The following is a 22,068-nucleotide window of genomic DNA, read 5'->3' on the forward strand; positions in this document are numbered from 1 at the left end:
GATCGCGCCTCGCCCGCCCGGCCGCCGCGCAGGTGGCTCGGACGTTCCGCCTCGGCTCAGTAGTACCGCAGTTCCGTCGCCTTGCCGTGGAACACCTTGTACGAATAGATGGTGTAGGCCACGATGGTCGGCAGCACGATCGCCACGCCGACCAGCATGAACTCGAGCGATTCCGGTGCGCTTGCGGCTTGCCAGATGTCGAGTCGATCGACCACGAGATACGGGAACAGACTGTAGGCGAGGCCGTTGAAGGCCAGCAGAAAGATGGCGCCAGTACCGACGAACGGCGCCCAGATGAGATGCTCGTCGCCGTTGGCGATCTGCCGTGGCAGCCGGCGCAGTACCCAGTCGATCAGGCCGAACAGCACAATGGTCACGAGGGGCACCGGCGCCAGCAGGATGATGTTCGGCAACGCAAACCATTTGTCGAACACGCGCGTGCTGACCCAGGGCGTGGCCAGCGACACCGCTGCCACGCCCAGCGCGGTGAACCACAGGCTGCCGCGCGCCCACTGCACCGCGCGCAACTGCAGGGCACCCTCGGTCTTCATGATGAGCCACGTGGCGCCCAGCAGCAGATAGCCGGCAATCAGGCCGCCCGCCGTGCAAATGGCGAACACGACATTCGCTGCGTTGTACTGGAAGCCGGTGATGTACAGCCCAAGCATCATGCCCTGCGCAGCGGTGGCGATGACCGAACCCGCGTAGAACGCGCGGTTCCACCACGGCTTGTGGTGCGCGCGCGCCTTGACGCGAAAGTCGAAGGCGACGCCGCGCAGGATCAGCCCGAACAGCATCAGCGCCACGGGCAAATACAACGCGCCCAGGATCTCGCCGTGCGCGGCTGGAAACGCTACGAGCAGCAGGCCGACGCCCAGGACGAGCCACGTCTCGTTGGCATCCCAGAACGGGCCGATCGAGGCGATCATGGTGTCCTTTTCGGCGTCGTCGGCACGGCGCAGCAGGATGCCCACGCCGAGGTCGTAGCCGTCGAGGACCACATAGGCAAGCACGGCAATGCCCATGAGAACCATGAAGACCACCGGCAGCCAGCCGGCGGGTTGGGTCAGGTCGGGGAAGGTGTTCATGCTGGGCTCCGGGCGGTCCGGGCGAAGACCGGGGTGGGGGTTTCGATCACGGGGGTGCCGGTGGCATCGGCGTCGGTTGGATCGAGCGCGCCGCCGGCCTTGCGAGCCAGGTAGAACACGACGCCCACATACGAGGCGATGAGGAAGGCATACAGCGCGAGGTACATCGCAAGCGTGCTGCCGATCATGGCGGCGGGCACGGCGGAGGCGGCCTGCGCGGTCGTAAGCACGCCGTAGACAAGCCACGGCTGGCGGCCGATCTCGGTGACGTACCAGCCGGCGACCACGGCCACCCAGCCGGAGAACGTCATCGCCACCAGCGTGCGCGCCAGCCAGCGCGGCAGCTCGCCGTTGCGGCGCAGGCGCCAGGCGCTCGTCCATGACACGGCGAGCATCAGCAGGCCCATGCCGACCATCAGGCGGAAGGCAAGGAAGATCGGCAGCACGGGGGGATGCCGATCGAATGTGTCGAGCCCGCGTACCTCGCCGTCCAGCGAATGCGTGAGGTACAGCGATGCCAGTTTGGGCACCGCAATTTCGAAGCGGTTGCTCCGCGTGGCCTCGTCGGGGATGCCGAACAGCACGGCAGGCACGCCGCGCTCCGTGTGCCAGATACCTTCCATGGCAGCCAGCTTGGCGGGTTGGTGCTCCAGTGTGTTCAGGCCATGGGCGTCGCCCGCCGCGATCTGCAACGGGATCAACACGGCGGCAAGCGCCACGCCTGTTCTGAGGGTGGCACGCACATCGGGGCCGCGATCATGGCGCAGCCAGCGATAGGCCGACAGGCCCGCGAGCAGGAATGACACCGTCAGCCCCGATGCCAGCAGCATGTGCGTGAAGCGATACGGAAACGACGGGTTGAAGATGATGGCCAGCCAGCTGGCCGGGTGCGCGCGGCCATCGATCATCACGTAGCCGGTCGGGGTCTGCATCCAGGAATTCAGCGCAATGATCCAGAACACCGAGATCGTGGTGCCTAACGCCACGAGAAAGGTGGCGAACGTGTGGACGCGCTGGCTCACCCGGCCCGTACCGAACAGCATGATGCCGAGGAAGCTGGCCTCCAGGAAAAAGGCGGTCAGGACTTCATACGCCAGCAACGGCCCGGCGATGTTGCCCACCGTCTTCATGTAGCCGGGCCAATTGGTGCCGAACTGGAAGCTCATCGTCACGCCGGACACCACGCCCAGTGCAAAGGTGAGGGCAAACACCTTCACCCACAGCCGGTAGGCGGCCATCCAGGCTTCGTCGCCGGTCTTGCGGTAGCGCAGCTTGAAGAACAGCAGCACCCACGCCAGCGCAATGCTGATGGTGGGAAAGAGGATATGGAACGTGATGTTGGCGCCGAACTGCACGCGCGCCAGGACAACAGGATCGAGTGACATGATGCTTCTCGGGGCGAGTTACTTGGTTTTTCCGCCGCCGCCAACGACGACGGCGAGCTTGTTCTTCATTTCCAGCAACTTATGCACCTTGGCGCCCATCTTCATGAGCTGCTGGAGCGCTTCCACGTCCAGTTTCTGCACGTCGTCAAACCAGGTGGTCATGAGTGTGATGAGCTGGTACATCTCCTTCATGCGCGCCTGGGCGTGGCGGTCATCCGGATCGACGGGCGCCTCCAGCATGACGTCACGCAGCAGCGTGAGCGTGGGGTCGATCTCGCGCTTGCGTCGTTCTTCCGCCAGCGTGCGGAAGATGGTCCAGATATCGTCAGGGGCAGAGAAGTACTCGCGCCGGTCGCCCGGCTTGTGGGACAGCTTCACGAGCTTCCACGACTCCAGCTCCTTCAGGCCGATGCTCACGTTCGAGCGGGAAAAGCCGAGTGCTTCGGCAATCTCGTCCGCGTTGATCGGCTCGCGTGCGCAGTACAGCAGCGCGTAGATCTGCCCCACCGTACGGTTGATGCCCCAGCGGCTGCCCATCTCGCCGAAATGCAGAACGAAGCGCTGTTTCAAGGGGGAGAGTTGCATTGTTTTGATCTTTCTCAAGTTTCAAGAATTTCTGAAAGTTTAGTCGCCTGGTCCGGCCGTGCAATGTGACGCGCTGTCGCGGGGATGTGGGGGGGCTGGGCGAGGGAGGCTGATCGATGACGGCACGCGCGGCAGGGTGTCTCACATGTGAATCAATCTAACAAAACATCGATGCACTCAAGTGCCGCCTCCTTAAACACGCCGAGAAATAACGCAAATGAGTGAGTTTTGAACTGGCTTTCAAGATAACCGCTACCGTCGCGGTAAAACGTTAAGCAAAGATCAGGACATGATTCCGCCATTCGCAAGCGGTTTCGGAATATAAAACGACTTCTCGGCCGCAAATGTCTGCTCTGGCAAATGAATGCGGGATGCAAGGTTCAACCTGAGAAATGGCTGGCTACGGGGCTTAATAAATGCGGATTTCTGCCGAAGATTCGTTTGCAAAGCAAATCATCAAAGGAGACCCCCCGATGCGTGTCAATGAACCGGTTACCCAACGTGAATACGAGTTCCCCGACAACGCGACGCTCATGTCGACCACCGACACGCAGAGCTACATCGCCTACGCAAACGCTGCATTTGTCGAGGTGAGCGGTTTTTCCCGCGAGGAGATCGAGGGGCAACCCCACAACATCGTGCGTCACCCCGACATGCCGCCCGAGGCGTTTGCCGACATGTGGGCCACGCTCAAGGCCGGGCAGCCATGGACGGCACTGGTCAAGAACCGCCGCAAGAACGGCGATCATTACTGGGTGCGCGCCAACGCCACGCCCGTCGTGCGCGACGGCAAGCCAAGTGGCTACATGTCGGTGCGCACCAAGCCGACGCGCGAGGAGGTGGCCCAGGCCGAGTCGCTCTACAAGGACTTCCGCACCGGCCACGCGGGCAGCCGCAAGTTCCACAAGGGCCTGATCGTGCGGACGGGGTGGATGGCCTGGCGCTCGTGGCTCCAGGTAATGCCGGTGCGCTGGCGCATCCGGTTGACGTTCGTCGCGCTGTTGCCGGCGCTGCTGGCCGTGGCATGGGCATTTGGTTTGTCGGGTGCGGCGTTGGGCGGCTTCGCCGCGGCGGAGCTTGTCACGCTGGCCCTGGCCTCGTGGTGGCTCAAGGTGCAGATCGCCGCGCCGCTCGAGCGGATGCTGCAGCAGGCCCTGAGCGTGGCCTCCGGAGAAAACCAGAAGGTCGCACTTTCGGATCGCGTGGATGAGATCGGCATGACGCTGCGCACGATCAGCCAGCTTGGGCTGATGTTCCGGTGGCTGATCGACGATGTTGCCGAGCAGGTCGTCAACGTGCAATCCGCCAGCCAGGAGATCGCCCAGGGTAACGGCAACATCAACATGCGCACCGAGCAGGCGGCGGCCAGCCTGGAGGAAACCTCGAGCTCGATGACGCAGATGACCGCCACCGTGGCGAGCAATGCGGAGACGGCCGGGCAGGCCAACACGCTGTCCGGACAGGCCACGCAGGCCGCGCTGAATGGCGGCCGCGCCATGGCCGATGTGGTGGCCACGATGAGCGCCATCTCGCAGAGCGCCAAGCAGATCGCCGACATCATCGGCGTGATCGACAGCATTGCGTTCCAGACCAACATCCTGGCGCTGAACGCCGCGGTGGAAGCCGCGCGCGCGGGCGAGCAGGGCCGGGGCTTTGCCGTGGTGGCCGGCGAGGTCCGCGCCCTCGCGCAGCGCAGCGCCAGCGCCGCCAAGGAGATCAAGGCCCTCATCGGCACCAGTGTCGACAAGGTGGAATCGGGCTCCCGGCTGGTGGACGACGCCGGCAAGACGATGGACGACATCGTCGAGCAGGTGAAGAAGGTCTCGGCCATGATCGCCGACATCAGCCTGGCAACCGCCCAGCAGACCGACGGCATCACGCAGGTCAGTCAGGCCGTCAGTCACCTGGATCAGGTCACGCAGGAGAATGCCACGCTGGTCGGCCAGAGCGCCGCGGCAGCCGAAGGTTTGCGCCTTCAGGCCACGCGGCTGGTTGAGGCCGTGAACGTGTTCCGCTGAGTCGCGCGCCCGCGTACGGGAGGCATGGGGCGGACAACAGGGATGGGCAATTGCAAAAACCGCCCCGCAGGGCACCTGGCGATGATGCGGTCTTCGCCTACCATGCCTATGCAGCAACATTCCTCCCAACGCACATTCTTTGGAGCACGCATATGGCCTCACACGGTTTGATTGCCTGGCTGATCATCGGCGCGATAGCGGGTTGGCTGGCAGGCCTGCTGGTCAAGGGCGGCGGTTTCGGGCTGTTCGCCGATATCGTCGTTGGTATCGTCGGTGCGTTCATCGGCGGCTGGCTGGCCGGGGTGCTGCACATTTCGCCCGGCGGGGGCTGGATGGGGTCGATCATCACGGCGGTGATCGGGGCGGTCATCCTGCTGTTCGTCATCCGGCTGATCAAGCGCGGGTAGCGGCGCCGGCCACGCGCGCGGCTGCGCGTGGCCGAATGTCATCCGGTTGCCGGATTCCACCGTTCACCCCATCAACTAGACTGGTTGGTACGAGGACAGCCAAGCCGCGCCACCAGCGCAGGCGCGGCGGGCATACGTCACAAGCGAGGCCACCATGTCTGATCCATCCGCAGCCCAGGAACTCTACGAAGGGTTCGAGATTCACGTGTCACCCAGCCCGATCCGGGCCGACAGTGGTTGTTACACCTACACGGGCTATGTTTGTCACCCCGGCGCGAATCCCCAACAGCCGGGACGCGCCGTGCCATTCCATGCTGACGGCAACGACAGTTTCGGCAGCCCCGAAGCGGCCGTGGAAGACGCCGTCCATGTGGCGCGCAGCATCATCGACGGCACGCACCCAGATCTGTCGGTGCTGTCCATCGTGACGAACGGCTACTGAACGCCCACCCGCAACTTTCTTGGATCGGCACATCGACGGTGTGCCGATTGCCCGCCCCAGCGGCCGACGTATTTGCTGTGCCGCACCATCCCGAATCCCGCCTGCACCGAAACCGTGCCGCTCCATGCTCGCGCATGAGGCACGTCCAGCGCGCCCACGCGCCACTTGCCACTGCGAACCCCGATAGATCAAGGGCTCACGCGCATGGCACACCTGTTGCATAGCACCATGGCGCGGGTCAACGGCGACTCGCTCTCTTCGTGGTGAAGGCCCTGGTGACCAGGGCGACTTGGACAACGGCGTCCCGGAATCTGGCCAGAGCGGCTGGGTTCTCGGACGCCATTTTTTTTTCAGAAGCGGGATTCGACATGACCGGCAAAGCCACCCGAATCGATCTGTTCAGCCTGCGCACGCCGCAGATGCGCGCCTTTCATCTGACGTGGCTGGCGTTCTTCGTCTGCTTCTACGCGTGGTTTGCCTGCGCACCCCTCATGCCGGTGCTCAAGGGCGAGTTCCACCTCACGCCCGGGCAGATTGCCAACATCAACATCGCCGCCGTGGCGGTGACGATTCTGGTGCGACTGATCGTCGGCCCGCTGTGCGACCGCTTCGGCCCGCGCAAGACCTATACCGGCCTGCTTGCGCTGGGTGCGATCCCGGTGCTGGGCGTGGCGCTCGCGCAGAGCTACGAAGCGTTCCTGTTCTTCCGCCTGGCGATCGGCGCGGTTGGCGCGAGCTTCGTCATCACGCAGTACCACACGTCCGTCATGTTCGCGCCCAACGTGGTGGGCACGGCCAATGCGGCTTCCGCCGGCTGGGGCAATGCTGGCGGAGGCGTGGCGCAAGGCACGATGCCGCTGCTGCTGACGGCCATCGTGATGATGGGTGCCACGCAGAGCCTGGGCTGGCGCGTGGCGATGATCGTGCCGGGCGCGGCCATGCTGATCGTCGCAGCGCTCTACTGGCGTTACACGCAGGACTGCCCCGAAGGCAACTTCAGTGATCTGCGTGCCGCAGGCAAGACGATCGACGGCGGCAAGAAGGGCGGCTGGGGCAGCTTCGCCGCCGCCGCGGGCAACTACCGCGTGTGGCTGCTGTTCATCACCTACGGCGCGTGCTTTGGCGTGGAGATCTTCATCCACAACATCGCCGCCACCTACTACGTCGACCACTTCGGCCTGTCGCTGTCGGCCGCCGGCATGGCGGCGGCGAGCTTCGGCCTGCTGGCGCTGTTTGCCCGGGCACTCGGCGGCATCGTGTCGGACCGCGTGGCCGCCAAGCGTGGCCTGGATGCGCGCACCCAACTGCTGTGCCTGCTGATGGTGGGCGAGGGCCTGGGCCTGTTCGGCTTTGCCCACGCAGGCAGCGTCACGGTGGCCATCCTGGCGATGCTCGGCTTTGGCCTGTTCACCCACATGGCATGCGGCGCGACGTATGCGCTGGTGCCGTTCATTGACCGCCGCGCGCTGGGCGGCGTGGCCGGCATCATCGGCGCGGGCGGCAACGCCGGCGCGGTGGCGGCGGGCTTCCTGCTCAAGGGCATGGCCGATACGCAGGCCACGCTCTCGGTGCTGGGCGCGCTGGTCGGGCTGTCCGCCATCTGTGCGATTGCCGTGCGTTTCTCGCCGGAACACAAGGCGCGCGAACAAGCGCTGTACGACAACACGCTGGCCGCCGCCGGCAACGCCTGAAAGAGAACATCACCATGACCATGAAGATCGTCGTCATTGGCCACGGAATGGTGGGCCACAAGTTTCTGGAAAGCCTGCTGCATGCGCCGGGCCATCACCTTGAGGTGACGGTGCTGTGCGAAGAGCCGCGCCCGGCCTACGACCGCGTGCACCTGTCGGAATTCTTCACGGGCAAGTCGGCGGAAGACCTTTCGCTCGTTGCTCCGGGCTTTTTTGACCGCGATGACGTGGTGCTCAAGCTCAACGCCCGCGCCACGGCCATCGACACTACCGCCAAAACGGTGACGGCCTCGACCGGCGAGGTGCTGCCGTACGACAAGCTCGTCATCGCGTCGGGCTCGTCGCCGTTTGTGCCGCCGGTGCCGGGCAAAGATCGCAAGGACTGTTTCGTCTATCGCACCATCGAAGACCTCGAAGCGATGGCCGAGTGCGGCCAGCGCGCCAAGACCGGCGTCGTCATCGGCGGCGGGCTGCTCGGGCTGGAATGCGCCAAGGCGCTGCGCGACATGAACCTGCAAACGCACGTGGTCGAGTTTGCCGGCCGCCTGATGGCGATGCAGGTGGACGACGGCGGCGGCCGCATGCTGCGCCGGAAGATCGAAGACCTGGGCGTGACCGTCCACACACAGAAGAACACCTCGGAGATCGTCGACGGCGAAACGGCGACACATCGCCTGAACTTTGCCGACGGTACGCACCTGGAAGCCGATATGGTCGTCTTCTCGGCCGGCATCCGTCCGCGCGATGAACTGGCGCGCGCCTGCGGGCTGGAAGTGGGCGAGCGCGGCGGCATCGTGATCGACTCCGAGTGCCGTACCTCCGCGCCCGACGTGTACGCGATTGGCGAATGCGCGCTGTGGGGCGGCAAGGTCTACGGGCTGGTTGCGCCGGGTTATGAGATGGCACGCATCACCGCCAAGCAGATCCTGGCGGCAGACGACGCGGCAGAGTTCAGCGGCGCCGACATGAGCACCAAGCTCAAGCTGATGGGCGTGGACGTGGCCAGCCTGGGCGATGCGCAGGGCGTGACGCCGGGCAGCCGCAGCGTGCAGTTCACCGACGAGCGCAAGCAGATCTACAAGAAGCTGGTGGTGTCGGAAGACGGTAAGTACCTGCTGGGCGGCGTGCTGGTGGGGGATGCGGCCGAATACGGCACGCTGCTGCAGATGATGCTCAACCGCATCGAGCTGCCGGAAGCACCGGAATTCCTGATCCTCCCGCAGGCCGATGGCAATGCGCGCCCGGCACTGGGCGTGGATGCGCTGCCGGATAGCGCGCAGATCTGCTCCTGCAACGACGTATCGAAGGGCGCGCTGTGTCAGGCCGTGTGTGCCGGCGCCACCACCGTGGGCGCGCTCAAGGACGCCACCAAGGCCGGCACCTCGTGCGGCGGCTGCGTGCCGCTCATGACGCAGGTGATGAAGGCCGAGATGAAGAAGCAGGGCCTGGCCGTCAACAACCACATCTGCGAGCACTTTCCGTATTCGCGTCAGGAGCTGTATCACCTGGTGCGCGTGGGCCGCATCGAGTCGTTCGAGGCGCTGCTGGAAGCGCACGGCAGCGGCATGGGCTGCGACATCTGCAAGCCCGCCGTGGCGAGCATCCTCGCTTCGTGCTGGAACGACTTCGTGCTCAAGAAAGAGCACGCCAGCCTGCAGGATTCCAACGACTACTTCCTCGCCAACATCCAGAAGGATGGGACGTACTCCGTGGTGCCGCGCATGCCGGGCGGCGAGGTGACGGCTGACGGCCTGATCGCCGTGGGCCAGGTCGCCAAGAAGTACGGCCTGTACACCAAGATCACGGGCGGCCAGCGTGTCGACCTGTTCGGCGCGCGCGTCGAGCAACTGCCGCTGATCTGGGAAGAGCTGATCGCGGCAGGCTTCGAGTCGGGCCATGCCTATGGCAAATCGCTGCGAACGGTGAAGTCGTGCGTGGGTTCCACCTGGTGCCGCTACGGCGTGGGCGATTCGGTGGGTTTTGCGGTGGCGCTGGAGAACCGCTACAAGGGCCTGCGCTCGCCGCACAAGCTGAAGTTTGGCGTGTCGGGGTGCACGCGTGAATGCGCCGAGGCGCAAGGCAAGGACGTCGGCATCATCGCCACCGAGAAGGGCTGGAACCTGTATGTGTGCGGCAACGGCGGCATGAAGCCCCGCCATGCCGAACTGCTGGCGGCAGACCTCGACCAGGAAACGCTCATCCAGTATGTCGACCGCTTCCTGATGTTCTACGTGCGCACGGCTGATCGCCTGCAACGCACCAGCACATGGCGCGACAACCTCGAAGGCGGTCTCGACTATCTGAAGGATGTGGTGATCAACGACAAGCTGGGCATCGTGACCGAACTCGAAGCCGAGATGCAGCACGTTGTCGACACCTATCAAGACGAGTGGAAGACGGCCGTGACCAACCCCGACGTGCGCAAGCGCTTCCGCCACTTCGTCAACAGCGAGGCGAAGGACGCGAATGTGGTCTTCGTCGAGGAGCGCGGCCAGATCCGCCCGGCGACGGTGGAGGAGCGTGCGAAGACGCGGCCCGTGCGCATTCCTGTTGTTGCTGAAGCCGCTTGAGCCTGATAGAGGAAGAGGAGGACGTCATGCAAACATCCCGTTGGACCCCGGTCTGTGCCCTGGACGACATCGTTCCCAACACCGGCGTTTGCGCGCTGGTGGACGGTGACCAGGTTGCCGTGTTCCGTGTGGGCGGCAACACGCCGCAAAGCGTGTACGCCATCGGCAACTACGACCCGAACTCCGCCGCCGCCGTGCTGTCGCGCGGGCTGGTCGGCAACCTGGGCGAGCGCATCGTCGTCGCGTCGCCGATCTACAAGCAGCACTTCGACCTGACCACGGGCGAGTGCCTCGAAGCGCCGGCCAACTCCGTGCATGCCTACGCGACCAAGGTGGAAGACGGCAAGGTGTGGGTAGCGGCATGAGCTGCAAGCCGTAAGCCGTAAGCCGGGGGCCATGGCCGCCGGCACTGAGTGAATCCAATGACCGACAACCTTCAGGAGAAGGCAGCATGAACGCCAAGACCGTACGCCCCAAGCTGGTCGTCATCGGCAACGGCATGGCCGGCATGCGCACGGTCGAAGAGTTGCTCAAGCTCGCGCCGGACCTGTACGACGTCACCGTGTTTGGCGAAGAACCGCACGGCAACTACAACCGCATCCTGCTCTCGCCGGTGCTGGCGGGAGAGAAGCAGGTTGACGACATCATGCTCAACACGCGCGAGTGGTACGACCAGAATCACATCACGCTGCACGCCGGCGACCCGGTGGTCGCCATCGACCGCCCGCGCCGCACGCTGCGCTCGCGCGACGGCGTGGAGATGCGCTACGACCGCCTGCTGATCGCCACGGGCTCGCGGCCGTTCATCCTGCCGGTGCCGGGGCACCTGCTGCCCGGCGTGATCGCCTTTCGCGACATTCAGGATGTGGAGACGATGCTGGAAGCGGCCCGCAACCACCGTCACGCGGTCGTCATCGGCGGTGGTTTGCTTGGGCTTGAGGCCGCGAACGGCCTGATGCGCCAGGGCATGGAGGTGACCGTGGTGCACCTGCCCGACAGCCTGATGGAGCGCCAGCTCGACAAGCCGGCCGCCAAGCTGCTGCAGAAGGCGCTGGAAGCCAAGGGCCTGCGCTTCCTGCTGGGCGCACACACGGCGGAGCTGCTGGGCACCGACCGCGTGACCGCTGTGCGCTTCAAGGACGGCACCGAGATCCCCGCCGACCTCGTCGTCATGACTGCCGGCGTACGCCCGAACATCGAGCTTGCCAAGGCCGCCGGCCTGCATTGCGAACGCGCCATCATCGTTGACGACACGCTGCAGACCTACGACCCGCGCATCTACGCCGTGGGCGAATGCGTGCAACACCGCAGCGCCACGTTCGGCCTCGTCGCCCCCATCTGGGACCAGGCCCGCGTGTGCGCCGCGCACCTGGCCGGCGCCGGGCACCGCCGCTATGTCCAGCAGGCCACCGCGACCAAGTTGAAGGTCACGGGCGTGGACTTGTATTCCGCGGGCGATTTCATCGGCGGCGATGGCACCGAAGACATCGTGCTGCGCGACCCGCGCCGCGGCGTCTACAAGCGGCTCGTCCTGAAGGAAGACCGCATCGTCGGCGCGGTGCTGTACGGCGATGTGGCCGACGGTCCGTGGTACTTCGACCTGATCCAACGCGAGGTGCCCATCACGTCGATCCGCCAGCGCCTGTTGTTTGGCCGCGCGCTGTGCGAAGCCGAAGCCGCGTAATGAACACCGGCAGGACGCGAAACCGGCAACATCGCTTGCACGCTGTCGGTGTGGCCGTTGAAGTCCTAGATGGCGCCTTGAATTTCTGTTGCAGAGAGGAAAAAGGAAGGGAAACTGTTTGAGCGAAGCGAGTTTTTCCCTTCCCCTCTCTGCAACAGAAATTCAAGGAGGGGGTCGCCATCTCGGGCGCGCCTTTCTTTTGCTTACTTTTCTTTGGCAAGACAAAGAAAAGTGAGTCAGCCCCGGCAGGGGATGAAACCAGGGATGCACCAATCACGCAAAGCAATACAGAGATGACGATGACCACCATCCCCATCCACCCGGTATCCGATACGGTTGCCAAGACAGTGCGCACAACGTGCCCATACTGCGGCGTCGGCTGCGGCGTGCTCGCGACCCCACAGGCGGATGGCAGCATCGGCATTGCCGGGGACCCGGCGCATCCGTCCAACGCCGGGCGCCTGTGCGTGAAAGGCTCGGCCCTGGGCGAGACCGTGAGCCTGGACGGCCGTCTGCTCTTCCCAGCCATGCGCGAGCGTTCGCGCGACGCTGGCGCTCCGCAACTGGCCAAACCTGCGCCATTACAGCGCGTCTCGTGGGACACCGCGCTCGACGCTGTCGCGCAAGGCTTTCGCCGCATCGCCGAAGAGCACGGCCCGGATTCCGTCGCGCTCTACGTCTCCGGCCAGCTGCTGACCGAGGATTACTACGTCGCCAACAAGCTGATGAAGGGCTTCATCGGCACGGCCAACATCGACACGAATTCGCGGCTGTGCATGTCGTCGGCCGTGGCGGGGCATAAGCGCGCATTTGGCGAAGACCTCGTGCCCGTCTGCTATGACGATCTGGAAACGGCCGACCTGATCGTGCTGGTCGGCTCCAACACGGCGTGGTGCCACCCGATCCTGTTCCAGCGCATCGTGCGCGCCAAGGAAGCGCGGCCCGAGATGAAGGTGGTGGTGGTCGACCCGCGCCACACGGCCACGTGCGAACTGGCCGATCTGCATCTGCCCATCAAGCCCGGCACCGATGTATGGCTGTTCAATGGCCTGCTGTCGTTCCTCTCGCGGCGCGGTGTGGTGGACCGTAATTTCGTCACGCAGCATACCAACGGCCCAGACGCCGCACTGGAAGCTGCCGGCACCGAGAGCGAGGACGTTGAAGCCGTCGCCAAGGCCTGCAAGCTCAAGCTCGACGATCTGCTCACCTTCTACAGCTGGTTTGCCGACACCGAGCGCACCATCACCGCGTTTTCGATGGGCGTCAACCAATCGACGGCGGGCACGGACAAGGTCAACAGCATCATCAACTGCCACTTGCTCACGGGGCGCATCGGCCGCGCGGGCATGGGGCCGTTTTCGATTACCGGCCAGCCGAATGCGATGGGCGGACGCGAGGTGGGCGGTCTGGCCAACATGCTGGCCGCGCACATGGAGCTGAACGAGCCGTCGCATCGCGACCTCGTGCAGACGTTCTGGGGCGCACCGCGCATGGCCGACAAGGTGGGCCTCAAGGCGGTCGACCTGTTCAATGCCATTGAAGACGGGCGCGTCAAGGCCGTGTGGATCATGGGCACCAACCCCGTGGTCAGCCTGCCCGATGCGGACCAGGCGCGCCGTGCACTGGCCAAGTGCGAACTCGTCGTCGCTTCCGACATCGTTGAGGCTACCGACACGACCGTGCTGGCCGACATCGTTCTGCCCGCGCTCGGCTGGGGCGAAAAGGATGGCACGGTCACGAACTCCGAGCGCCGCATCTCGCGCCAGCGCGCCTTCCTGGCCGCGCCGGGCGAGGCACGCGCCGACTGGGACATCATTGCCGACGTTGCCCGCCGCATGGGCTACGACGGCTTCGACTTCAAGAGCGCGGGCGATGTGTTTGATGAACACGCTCGACTGTCTGCCTACGCCAACGATGCGAGCGGCACGCGTCGCGCCTTCCACCTCGGCGGCCTGACCGGGCTCGATACCGATGCATACGAAGGAATGTCGCCGGTGCAATGGCCTATCGCAACGTCTGGCAACAGCGAAGCGCGCCTCTTCAGCGATGGCCGTTTCGCCCACGCCGATGGCCGCGCCCGTTTCGTGCCGACGCCCGCCCGTGCGCCCGCGCACGCGGCAGATGGCGAATATCCGCTCATTCTCAACACCGGCCGTGTGCGCGACCAATGGCACACCATGACGCGCACGGGCCGCGCGCCCAAGCTGGCTGACCACGTGCCCGAACCGTTTGTCGATCTGCACCCGCACGATGCGCTGCTGGCCGGCGTGCGTGAAGGCGGCCTGGCGCGCGTGTCGTCACGCTGGGGCAGTGTGGTGGCGCGTGTGCGCATGACGGGCGGCATCGCGCGTGGCAGCGTGTTCGTGCCGATCCACTGGAACGGCCAGTTTGCTTCCGATGCGCGCGTGGGTGCGGTCGTCAATCCGGAGGTCGATCCGGTGTCGGGCGAGCCCGAGTTCAAGCACACACCGGTGATGGTCGAGCCGTTCGATGTGGCATGGCACGGCTTTGTGCTCTCGCGCCGCGCACTCGACACCGACGATGCAACGTGGTGGACGCGCATTCAAGGCAAGCAGTTCGTGCGCTATGAACTGGCCGGCCGCCAGCAGCTTGGCTCCGTGCACGATTGGGCCCGCACGCTGCTGGGCGTAACCGACCCACACGCCGACTGGCTCGAATACGAAGACACCACCGCGCGTGTCTATCGCGCTGTGCACGTGGTGGATGACCGCATCGAAGCCTGCGTGTTTTTGTCACCGCGCCCGGATCTGCCGTCGCGCAACTGGCTCGCGGGCCTGTTCGCGCAAGAGCGCCTGGAGGACCTCGACCGTGCGGGCGTGCTGCTCGGCCAGCCGATCGAAGCGGGCGCGGATGTCGGTCCGACGGTGTGCTCGTGCTTTGGCGTGGGCCGCAATACCATCTGCGACGCCATTCGCACGCAGGGGCTGCAAACCACCGGCGAGATCACGGCCTGCCTGAAGGCGGGCGGCAATTGCGGCTCGTGCGTGCCGGAACTCAAGCGTCTGCTGGCCGAAACCCGCGTGCCGGTGGAAGAGGCCGCATAAGGTCGGTCGGATTGGCATCGCCATGGACAAATAATTTACCCGGGCAATATTGTTTTCTTGATTTAGCCCGGATAAAATAGGCTCCTCTCGTTCGACTGGAGCCTGTCATGCATCCTGCATCGGTTGTCACCTGTACCGCATTTGCCGGCGCGCAGCGTCTTGCCGCCGGCCCGCTGCGCGATGTTGCGCGGGCGGTCAAGGTGCACGTCGACCGCCATGCAGACGCCTCGGTGCTCGTCTTTGACGATGCCACCTGCAACGTGGTCGAACTCGACCTGCGCGGCACGGTCGAGGACGTGCTGGGTCGGCTTCCTGCCGATATCATTCCCGAACCCGCTGAAGCACCCGCAGTGCCGCGCGGCCGCGGCCGCCCGAAGCTGGGCGTGACGGCACGCGAAGTCACCCTGCTGCCGCGCCATTGGGAATGGCTGGCATCGCAACCGGGCGGCGCCTCGGTGACACTGCGCAAGCTCGTGGAAGGTGCGCGCCGCGCCGCCGAAGCCCGTGACCGGCAGCGCACCGCCATCGACGTGGCCTATCGCTTCCTGTCGACCATGGCTGGCAATGCAGCCGGTTATGAAGATGCGTTGCGCGCCCTGTTCGCTTTGGATGCCGAACGCTTCAGCGCCTGCTCCGAGACATGGCCGGCTGACGTGCGCGACCATGCGCGCGGGTTGGCACGGCGCGCTTTCGACGCGGCAGCCGCCTCCATACCAGAAGAAGGACAAGACCCTGCATGAGCGCCAACCCATCTCACACTCCCGTGCCGGCGGTGGCGGCGCGCCCGTTGTGGCGCACGTTCGTCGCCTTTCTCGGACCGCTGATCCTGGCCAACATCCTGCAATCGTTGTCGGGCACGCTCAACAACGTCTACGTTGGGCACATGCTCGGGGTGAAGGCCCTGGGGGCGGTATCGGCGTTCTTTCCGATCCTGTTCTTCTTCATCGCCTTCGTCATCGGACTCGGCTCCGGCGCGGCGGTGCTGATCGGGCAGGCGTGGGGCGCGAAGAAACCCGAAGCGGTCAAGACCGTGGCGGGCACCACGCTGTCGGTCGGCCTCATGGCGGGCTTGGCGGTGGCGCTGCTCGGTGGCCCGTTTGCCCAGGCGCTGCTGCGCTGGCTCGGCACCCCGGCCGACATCCTGCATGACGCCACGGTGTACGCCAGCGTGATGCTGTACGCCATGCCGGGCCTCTTCGTCTTCCTGCTCACCACGGCGATGATGCGCGGCGTGGGTGACACGCGAACGCCATTGCGCACGCTCATGCTGTCCACCGCCATCGGCCTCGTGCTCACGCCGTCGTTCATCCGCGGCTGGTTCGGCCTGCCGCAGTTGGGCGTGGCCAGCGGCGCGGTCGCAACCACGATTGCGTTCCTGATCGCGCTGGCGTGGCTGGCGTTCTTTCTGCGCCGGCGCCATCATCCGCTGGCGCCGGACGCCGTGCTGGCGCGGCATCTTTGGGTGGACTTTGGCGTGCTCCGTACCGTGCTGAAGATCGGCGTGCCGACGGGCATCCAGCTCGTGGTGATCTCAATTGCGGAACTGGCACTGCTGTCGTTTGTGAACGGTTTCGGCTCGGACGCCACTGCTGCGTACGGCGCCGGCACGCAGATCATCAGCTACGTGCAGTTTCCCGCCATGTCGATCGCCATCACCGCTTCGATCCTGGGTGCGCAGGCCATCGGCGCGGGCAATACGGACCGGCTCGATGCCATCACGCGCACCGGCTTGTGGCTGAACGTGGGCATCACCGGGTTGCTGGTGGTGATGGCGCTGCTGTTCTCGCGCGCGGTGATCGGCTGGTTCACCACCAGCACCGAGGTAATGAACCTGGCGCAGAGCCTGCTGCATATCTCGCTCTGGAGCTCGGTCATCTTTGGTATGGCGAGCGTCTTCTCGGGCGTGATGCGCTCCAGCGGCACGGTCTTGGCGCCTACGGCCATTTCCATTTTCGCCATCGCGGCGGTGGAAGTGCCGGTGGCCTGGGTGCTCAGCCGGCACATCGGCACGGATGGCATCTGGGCGGCCTATCCCGCCACCTTCCTGGCGATGTTCGTCATGCAGGGGCTGTATTACGCGTTCGTGTGGCGTCGCCGCGCGCAGCGGTTCGGCATCCGCCGCATGGTGTGACGGATTGGGGTCCACTGTCGGCGGATAGCACTCGGCGCTTGGGCACAACGCTTCGCGTTGGGTAGGAGGTGCAGCGTGCCTCCGCCGCAGCTCAGACCGGCTCGAGCGTTGCAGAAGCCTTGTCCGCGCGCGGTTGATGCAGCAACCGCACCGCGGGCGATTGCACGATCCAGTACAGCTGCAGGGCAAATCCTGCCAGCGCCACCAGCAGGCATGCTCCCACGCCTGCCCGCGCGGCGACCCACGCGGCCAGCGCGGCGCCCACTGGCCGCGCACCGTATGACATCACGTTGACTGCGGACACCCGCGCCAGCAGTGCCGGCGGCGTCACCGTCTGGCGTAGGGTCGTTGTGCTGACCACCCACAGAATCGGCCCGCAACCCAACAGGAAGAAGCCCGCTTGCGCCAGCACGGGCCACGGCCGCCACAGCGTGGCCGCCAGCAGCATGCCGCCCGCCAAGCCGCACACCGGCCCCGTGGCCACCACGTGGCCGAAGCGGCATCGCGCCAGGATGCGCGCCGCCAGCAGGGCGCCGATCACCATGCCGGCCCCATACATCGCCAGGGTCAGGCCGATGGCCTGCGCCGACAGGTGGAGCCGATACGCGGCATATGGAACGAAGATGGCGAACACCATGAAGATGGCCGTGGTGAAGAGAAACTGCGTCGCGAACACCGGCCGCAGCAGGGGGTGTCCGAACACGAAGCGTGCGCCTTCTGCGATATCTCGCAGCGGATGCGCCGCGCGCCCGCATGCCGGCATCGGCGCGGCCACGCCAGCCAGCAGTGCCGCTGCCACTGCCGACAGCGCCGCCGCCAGTAGGAACGCCACCGTAGCGCCCGTCCAGCCGATCAGCGCGCCGCCGATGGCCGGGCCGCAGGCAAAGGCCACCGTGCGGGCGAGCTCGATGCGGCCATTGGCGCGTGCAAGCATATGCGCCGCCACGAGCGATGGCACCAGCGCCGGTGCCGCCACGCTGAAGACCACCGTGCCGCACACGCCCACAAAGCCCAGTGCGCCGAGCGTGACAAGGCTGAGGTGACCGGTCATCAGCAGCGCGGCGACGGCACACAGTGCCGCCGCGCGCACCGCCTCTGCCGCGGCCATCAGCGTGCGTTTGGACCAGCGGTCCGCCAGCATGCCGATCGGGATGGCAAACAGCGCAAACGGCAGCGTGAGCGCCACCTGTAACCAGCTTGCCGTGCTCGCATCGGCATGCAGGGCCAGCACGGCCACCATGGGCATGGCGGCCAATGCGATCTGTTCGGCCGATTGCGCGGCCAGGTTGGATGCGGCCAGCCGGTTGAAACCCGCCGGCAGCGGCCCCGTGAGGGATGCAGACATCGCGCTTCTCCTGAAGACAGTCGGCTTCAGGGTAGGGATGCCAAGGTTGTGATGCGCTCCGCTTCTTGCGGGCAAACTCGATGGCCAGCCCGATTACAGGATCGGTGCGAACAGCTTGGCGACGTGCATGATCACGCGGCGCAGCGGGTGGGCACGTTCGTATTCATCGCGGCCGATGCGCGTGGCCTGCGCAAAGTCGGCCTCGAGCATGTGGGCGACATCGTTGGCGAACCGCGCGTCCGCGGTCATGACCATCAGCTCGAAGTTGAGGCGGAACGAGCGGTTGTCGAGGTTGGCGCTGCCGACAGCGGCGGCATCGTCGTCAATCAGCACAACCTTCTGGTGCAGGAAGCCGGGCAGGTAGCGATAGATCTTCACGCCCGCGCGGATAGCCTGGTAGGCGTAGAGCGTTGATGCCAGGAACACCACGTGATGATCCGGCCGCGACGGCATCAGGATGCGCACGTCCACGCCGCGCAGCACCGCCAGGCGCAGCGCCGCAAATACGGCTTCATCGGGAATGAAGTATGGCGTGGTGATCCACAGCCGCTGGCGTGCGGACTGGATGGCCTCCATGAAGAAGAGCGAACAGGTTTCCTGCTTGTCTGCCGGACCGCTGGCGATCACCTGGCACACCATGTCTTCTTCGGCCCGCAATTCAGGGACGATCAGTTGCGGCACCTCCCGCGCGGCCCAGTACCAGTCTTCGGCAAAGGTGAGCTGCAGGTCCATGACCGCCGCGCCGATGATCTCGATATGCGTGTCGCGCCATGGGGCAAGCGGCGGCTTCTCGCCCAGGTACTCGTTGCCGACGTTATGCCCGCCGACATAGGCGCGCTCGCCATCGACCACGACCAGCTTGCGGTGGTTGCGGAAGTTGAGCTGGAAGCGGTTGACGAAGCCGGCGTGCGTGGAAAACGGCTTGGCCTGCACGCCGCCGTCGATCAGCCGCTGCACGTAGTGCCGCGGCAGGGCATGGCAGCCGATGCTGTCGAACAGGAAGTACACGCGCACGCCGGCGCGGGCCCGTGCGAGCAGCGCTTCGGCCAGGCGCTGGCCAAGCGCGTCGTCGTGCACGATGAAGAACTGAACGATCAGAACGCGCTGCGCCTGCTCGATCGCGGCGAAGATGGCTTCGAACGTCTCTGCGCCGTTGACGAGCAGACGCACGCGATTGCGCGCCAGGCACGGCATGCCCGTGAGCCGAGGCAGGGCCTGCATGCAGGCGTGCTGTGGCACGACCACGCAAGACTCGTGGTCGCGCAGGCGGCGCCAGTCATCGGAGAGCGTGATCTCGCGCAGCCGCGCGTTGTTGAAGCGCCGGGCATCCACATAGCCGGCAAACGTGCTGCGCCCGAAGATCAGGTAGGGAATCAGCGTGAATTCAGGCAGCGTGACCAGCGAGATGGCCCAGGCGATGGCCCCTTGCGACGTGCGCACGGTCAGCACGGCGTGCATGGCGGCCAGCACGCCGACGCAATGCACAAGAAACAGGAAGGCAGCGAATGCGGTGGTATGGGTCAGCATCGAGGGGCAGGGGAGACATGCCACGCGGCATTTTGACATGCCTCGGGTGGCGTCGGACAAACACGGATACGCGCCGTACGGCGGTTGGCGTAGCGTGTCGAGGGGCGGGTACGCCGCATGCTGGTGTGCGGCTGCCCCTGCCCGCCACCGCTCGCTCAACACGACATACGAACATGCAAGGGTGTCTACCCTCCACTCGCGCAGGATTGCGCCTTTGGCTGGCCTGTCTGTGGGCCCTGCTTCTAGGCGCCTGTGCCAGCTTGCCCGATCACGTCGAGCGACCCGTCACAACCGCGTTGGCGGGCGCAGAATCGGCCACCTCGCTGGGGCGTCTCGCGCAGTCGAATGCGCCGTCCGGCGACGTCTCGGGCTTCCGGCTGATCCCGTCGGGGGAGGAAGCCTATGCCACGTTGCTCACGCTGGCGGATCGGGCCGAGCGCACCCTGGATCTGCAGTACTTCATCATCGCCAGCGACAACGCGGTGCGCGAACTGATGCGCCATGTCCTGGCCGCCGCCGAGCGTGGCGTGCGTGTGCGCATGCTGGTTGATGATCTGCACAGTGATGGGCGCGACCTGGCGTTCCTGCGGTTTTCGCGGCACCGGAACATCGACGTGCGGCTGTTCAACCCGTTTCCCGGCGGGCGGATGTCGAACTTCACACGCTTCCTGAGCGGCGCCGCCGAGTTCCGCCGGGTCAATCGGCGGATGCACAACAAGGCCTTCATCGCGGATAACGCGCTGGCCGTTACAGGCGGTCGCAACCTGGGCGCGGAGTACTTCACGCAGAACAAGACCACCAACTTCGTTGACCTGGACGTGCTAGCCGCCGGCCCGGCCGTGCGGCAACTGTCGGCCGCCTTCGATACCTACTGGAACAGCGCATTCGCCTATCCCGTGCAGGCACTGGCGCCCAAGCCGAGCGATGCGCATCCGCCCGTGCAGAAGGACGGCAATTACCCCCCGCCAGTGACCCTGTCCAACCGACCGGTGGTGCCGCTGCGCCACATCGACGTGCCAACGCAGCCGATCGACCTGAGCGCGGGTTCCGGCCCGCAGGAGTCGGCGCGGGACATCACCGACCCCGAGCAGCAGCGCCAGCGCAACCAGACCGACCTGGCAAGCACGACGCCCGTCGACCCGCTGCCCTTGAAGCCGGCTCCGCGTGACTGGTTTCTTGCCGACCAGATCGCGCGCGGTCATCTGAGCCTGGAATGGGCGCCCGCCCAGGTGATCGTCGACCACCCGGCCAAGGTCTCCGGCGACGACGTCGAACCCGGCCGTGAGCACCTTGCCAAGACCTTGATGCATCTCGTGGACCAGGCCCGGAGCGAGGTCATCCTGATCTCGCCGTACTTCGTGCCGGGCAAGCGGGGCGTAGCGGTTGCCAAGGCCCTGCATGACCGCGGCGTACGCTTGCGCGTGCTGACCAACTCGCTGGCGGCCACCGATGCGCCCATCGTGCATGTCGGCTATGCCAAATACCGGGGCGCGCTCATCGACGGCGGTGTTGAACTCTACGAACTGCGCCCCACGCTGGGCGACCGTCCGAAAGTGATCGGCTCCTTCCGTTCGTCGCAGGCCAGCCTGCACGTGAAGTCGGTCATTGTCGATCGCAGCACCCTGTTCGTCGGCTCGATGAACATTGACCCACGATCGATCGCGCTGAACACGGAGACCGGACTGGTCATCCGCAGCCCGGCGCTGTCGCAGGCAGTGGCCCGGCTGTTCGACGATTCCGTCAGTGAAAGCGCCTACCGGGTGACGAAGGCGGATGACGGCTCGTTGCGCTGGACCACGCACGAGAACGGCAAAGCGGTGGTGGTCGACCGCGAACCGGATGTCGGTTTCAGCCGGCGCCTGTGGATCCAGATCCTGGCGCCTTTTACCCCGGAAGAGTTGCTGTAGCGCGCGCCCAAAGAAAAACGCCGCGGCGGGCGGCGTTTTTTTCAGATCCGGCCCGGCAAGGATCCGGCCCGGGTCGGGTTACATCTTCTGCTTGGTGCTGTCGGCGGCATTTTCCAGCTTCTGGCCACCCGTCTGGATGTCCTTGCCCATGCCCGCCATCGTGTTGCAACCCGCCAGAACGGCGCAGCCCAGGGCCAGCAGTGCCATCAGTTTTTTCATCGTG

The 22,068-nt window shown here is 65.5% G+C and carries 17 protein-coding genes; 11 read left to right on the forward strand and 6 right to left on the reverse strand.

The annotated features are described in order from the left end of the window. Positions 1-56: 56 nt before the first annotated feature. From R2N03_RS10925 to R2N03_RS10935, 3 genes are read right to left on the reverse strand one after another with little or no spacing between them, the layout of a single operon-like run. Positions 57-1,088 carry a cytochrome d ubiquinol oxidase subunit II gene (locus R2N03_RS10925; RefSeq protein ID WP_316657591.1) on the reverse strand — a complete coding sequence of 344 codons (1,032 nt, stop codon included), beginning with the start codon at positions 1,086-1,088 and terminating at the stop codon, positions 57-59. Further along, positions 1,085-2,473, reverse strand: a complete 1,389-nt coding sequence (locus R2N03_RS10930) for a cytochrome ubiquinol oxidase subunit I (RefSeq protein WP_316657592.1) — start codon at positions 2,471-2,473, stop codon at positions 1,085-1,087. Before R2N03_RS10930 ends, R2N03_RS10925 begins: the two co-directional genes overlap by 4 nt. A gap of 18 nt (positions 2,474-2,491) precedes the next feature. Next, complete coding sequence (locus tag R2N03_RS10935; RefSeq protein ID WP_316657593.1) at positions 2,492-3,058, reverse strand: GbsR/MarR family transcriptional regulator; 567 nt, start codon at positions 3,056-3,058, stop codon at positions 2,492-2,494. Positions 3,059-3,531: 473 nt separating this feature from the next. On the opposite strand from R2N03_RS10935, the gene R2N03_RS10940 reads away from it, so the two are divergent. From R2N03_RS10940 to R2N03_RS10985, 10 genes are all read left to right on the forward strand, one after another. Then, a complete protein-coding gene (locus R2N03_RS10940; RefSeq protein WP_316657594.1) occupies positions 3,532-5,076 on the forward strand; it encodes a methyl-accepting chemotaxis protein in 1,545 nt (514 codons plus the stop codon). Positions 5,077-5,228: 152 nt separating this feature from the next. Next, positions 5,229-5,483, forward strand: a complete 255-nt coding sequence (locus R2N03_RS10945) for a GlsB/YeaQ/YmgE family stress response membrane protein (RefSeq protein WP_316657595.1) — start codon at positions 5,229-5,231, stop codon at positions 5,481-5,483. A 154-nt stretch (positions 5,484-5,637) separates the two neighbouring features. Next, positions 5,638-5,925: a hypothetical protein gene (locus R2N03_RS10950; protein WP_316657597.1), complete on the forward strand. Its 288-nt coding sequence runs from the start codon at positions 5,638-5,640 to the stop codon at positions 5,923-5,925. A gap of 368 nt (positions 5,926-6,293) precedes the next feature. Then, complete coding sequence (locus R2N03_RS10955) at positions 6,294-7,616, forward strand: MFS transporter (RefSeq protein ID WP_316657598.1); 1,323 nt, start codon at positions 6,294-6,296, stop codon at positions 7,614-7,616. A 14-nt stretch (positions 7,617-7,630) separates the two neighbouring features. Next, on the forward strand, positions 7,631-10,186 hold the full coding sequence (gene nirB / locus R2N03_RS10960) for a nitrite reductase large subunit NirB (RefSeq protein WP_316657599.1): 2,556 nt from the start codon (positions 7,631-7,633) through the stop codon (positions 10,184-10,186). A 26-nt stretch (positions 10,187-10,212) separates the two neighbouring features. Next, entirely contained in the window at positions 10,213-10,551 is a 339-nt protein-coding gene (nirD, locus tag R2N03_RS10965; protein WP_316657600.1) for a nitrite reductase small subunit NirD, read from the forward strand. Positions 10,552-10,637: 86 nt separating this feature from the next. Beyond that, positions 10,638-11,870, forward strand: a complete 1,233-nt coding sequence (locus R2N03_RS10970) for an NAD(P)/FAD-dependent oxidoreductase (protein WP_316657601.1) — start codon at positions 10,638-10,640, stop codon at positions 11,868-11,870. Between the two features lie 293 nt (positions 11,871-12,163). Next, positions 12,164-14,935: a molybdopterin-dependent oxidoreductase gene (locus R2N03_RS10975; protein WP_316657602.1), complete on the forward strand. Its 2,772-nt coding sequence runs from the start codon at positions 12,164-12,166 to the stop codon at positions 14,933-14,935. A 107-nt stretch (positions 14,936-15,042) separates the two neighbouring features. After that, positions 15,043-15,675, forward strand: coding sequence for a DUF2239 family protein (locus R2N03_RS10980; RefSeq protein ID WP_316657603.1), 633 nt, complete (start codon positions 15,043-15,045; stop codon positions 15,673-15,675). Between the two features lie 23 nt (positions 15,676-15,698). Then, a complete protein-coding gene (locus R2N03_RS10985; protein ID WP_316657791.1) occupies positions 15,699-17,066 on the forward strand; it encodes an MATE family efflux transporter in 1,368 nt (455 codons plus the stop codon). 91 nt (positions 17,067-17,157) lie between these two features. Here the strand turns inward: R2N03_RS10985 and R2N03_RS10990 are convergent, their stop codons facing one another. Together R2N03_RS10990 and cls are read right to left on the reverse strand one after the other, a co-directional pair. Further along, positions 17,158-18,411, reverse strand: a complete 1,254-nt coding sequence (locus R2N03_RS10990) for an MFS transporter (RefSeq protein ID WP_316657604.1) — start codon at positions 18,409-18,411, stop codon at positions 17,158-17,160. Between the two features lie 93 nt (positions 18,412-18,504). After that, the gene (cls, locus tag R2N03_RS10995) at positions 18,505-19,938 is read right to left on the reverse strand and encodes a cardiolipin synthase (RefSeq protein ID WP_316657605.1); all 1,434 of its coding nucleotides are present in this window, start codon (positions 19,936-19,938) and stop codon (positions 18,505-18,507) included. 173 nt (positions 19,939-20,111) lie between these two features. Here cls and R2N03_RS11000 point away from each other — a divergent pair, with 173 nt between their 5' ends. Continuing rightward, the gene (locus R2N03_RS11000; RefSeq protein WP_316657606.1) at positions 20,112-21,845 is read left to right on the forward strand and encodes a phospholipase D family protein; all 1,734 of its coding nucleotides are present in this window, start codon (positions 20,112-20,114) and stop codon (positions 21,843-21,845) included. 78 nt (positions 21,846-21,923) lie between these two features. On the opposite strand, the gene R2N03_RS11005 is transcribed toward R2N03_RS11000, so the two are convergent. Next, positions 21,924-22,064 carry an entericidin A/B family lipoprotein gene (locus R2N03_RS11005; RefSeq protein WP_316657607.1) on the reverse strand — a complete coding sequence of 47 codons (141 nt, stop codon included), beginning with the start codon at positions 22,062-22,064 and terminating at the stop codon, positions 21,924-21,926. Between the last annotated feature and the right edge of the window lie 4 nt (positions 22,065-22,068).

The organism is Ralstonia condita, assembly GCF_958405655.1.
GTDB classification, from domain to species: Bacteria; Pseudomonadota; Gammaproteobacteria; order Burkholderiales; family Burkholderiaceae; genus Ralstonia; species Ralstonia condita.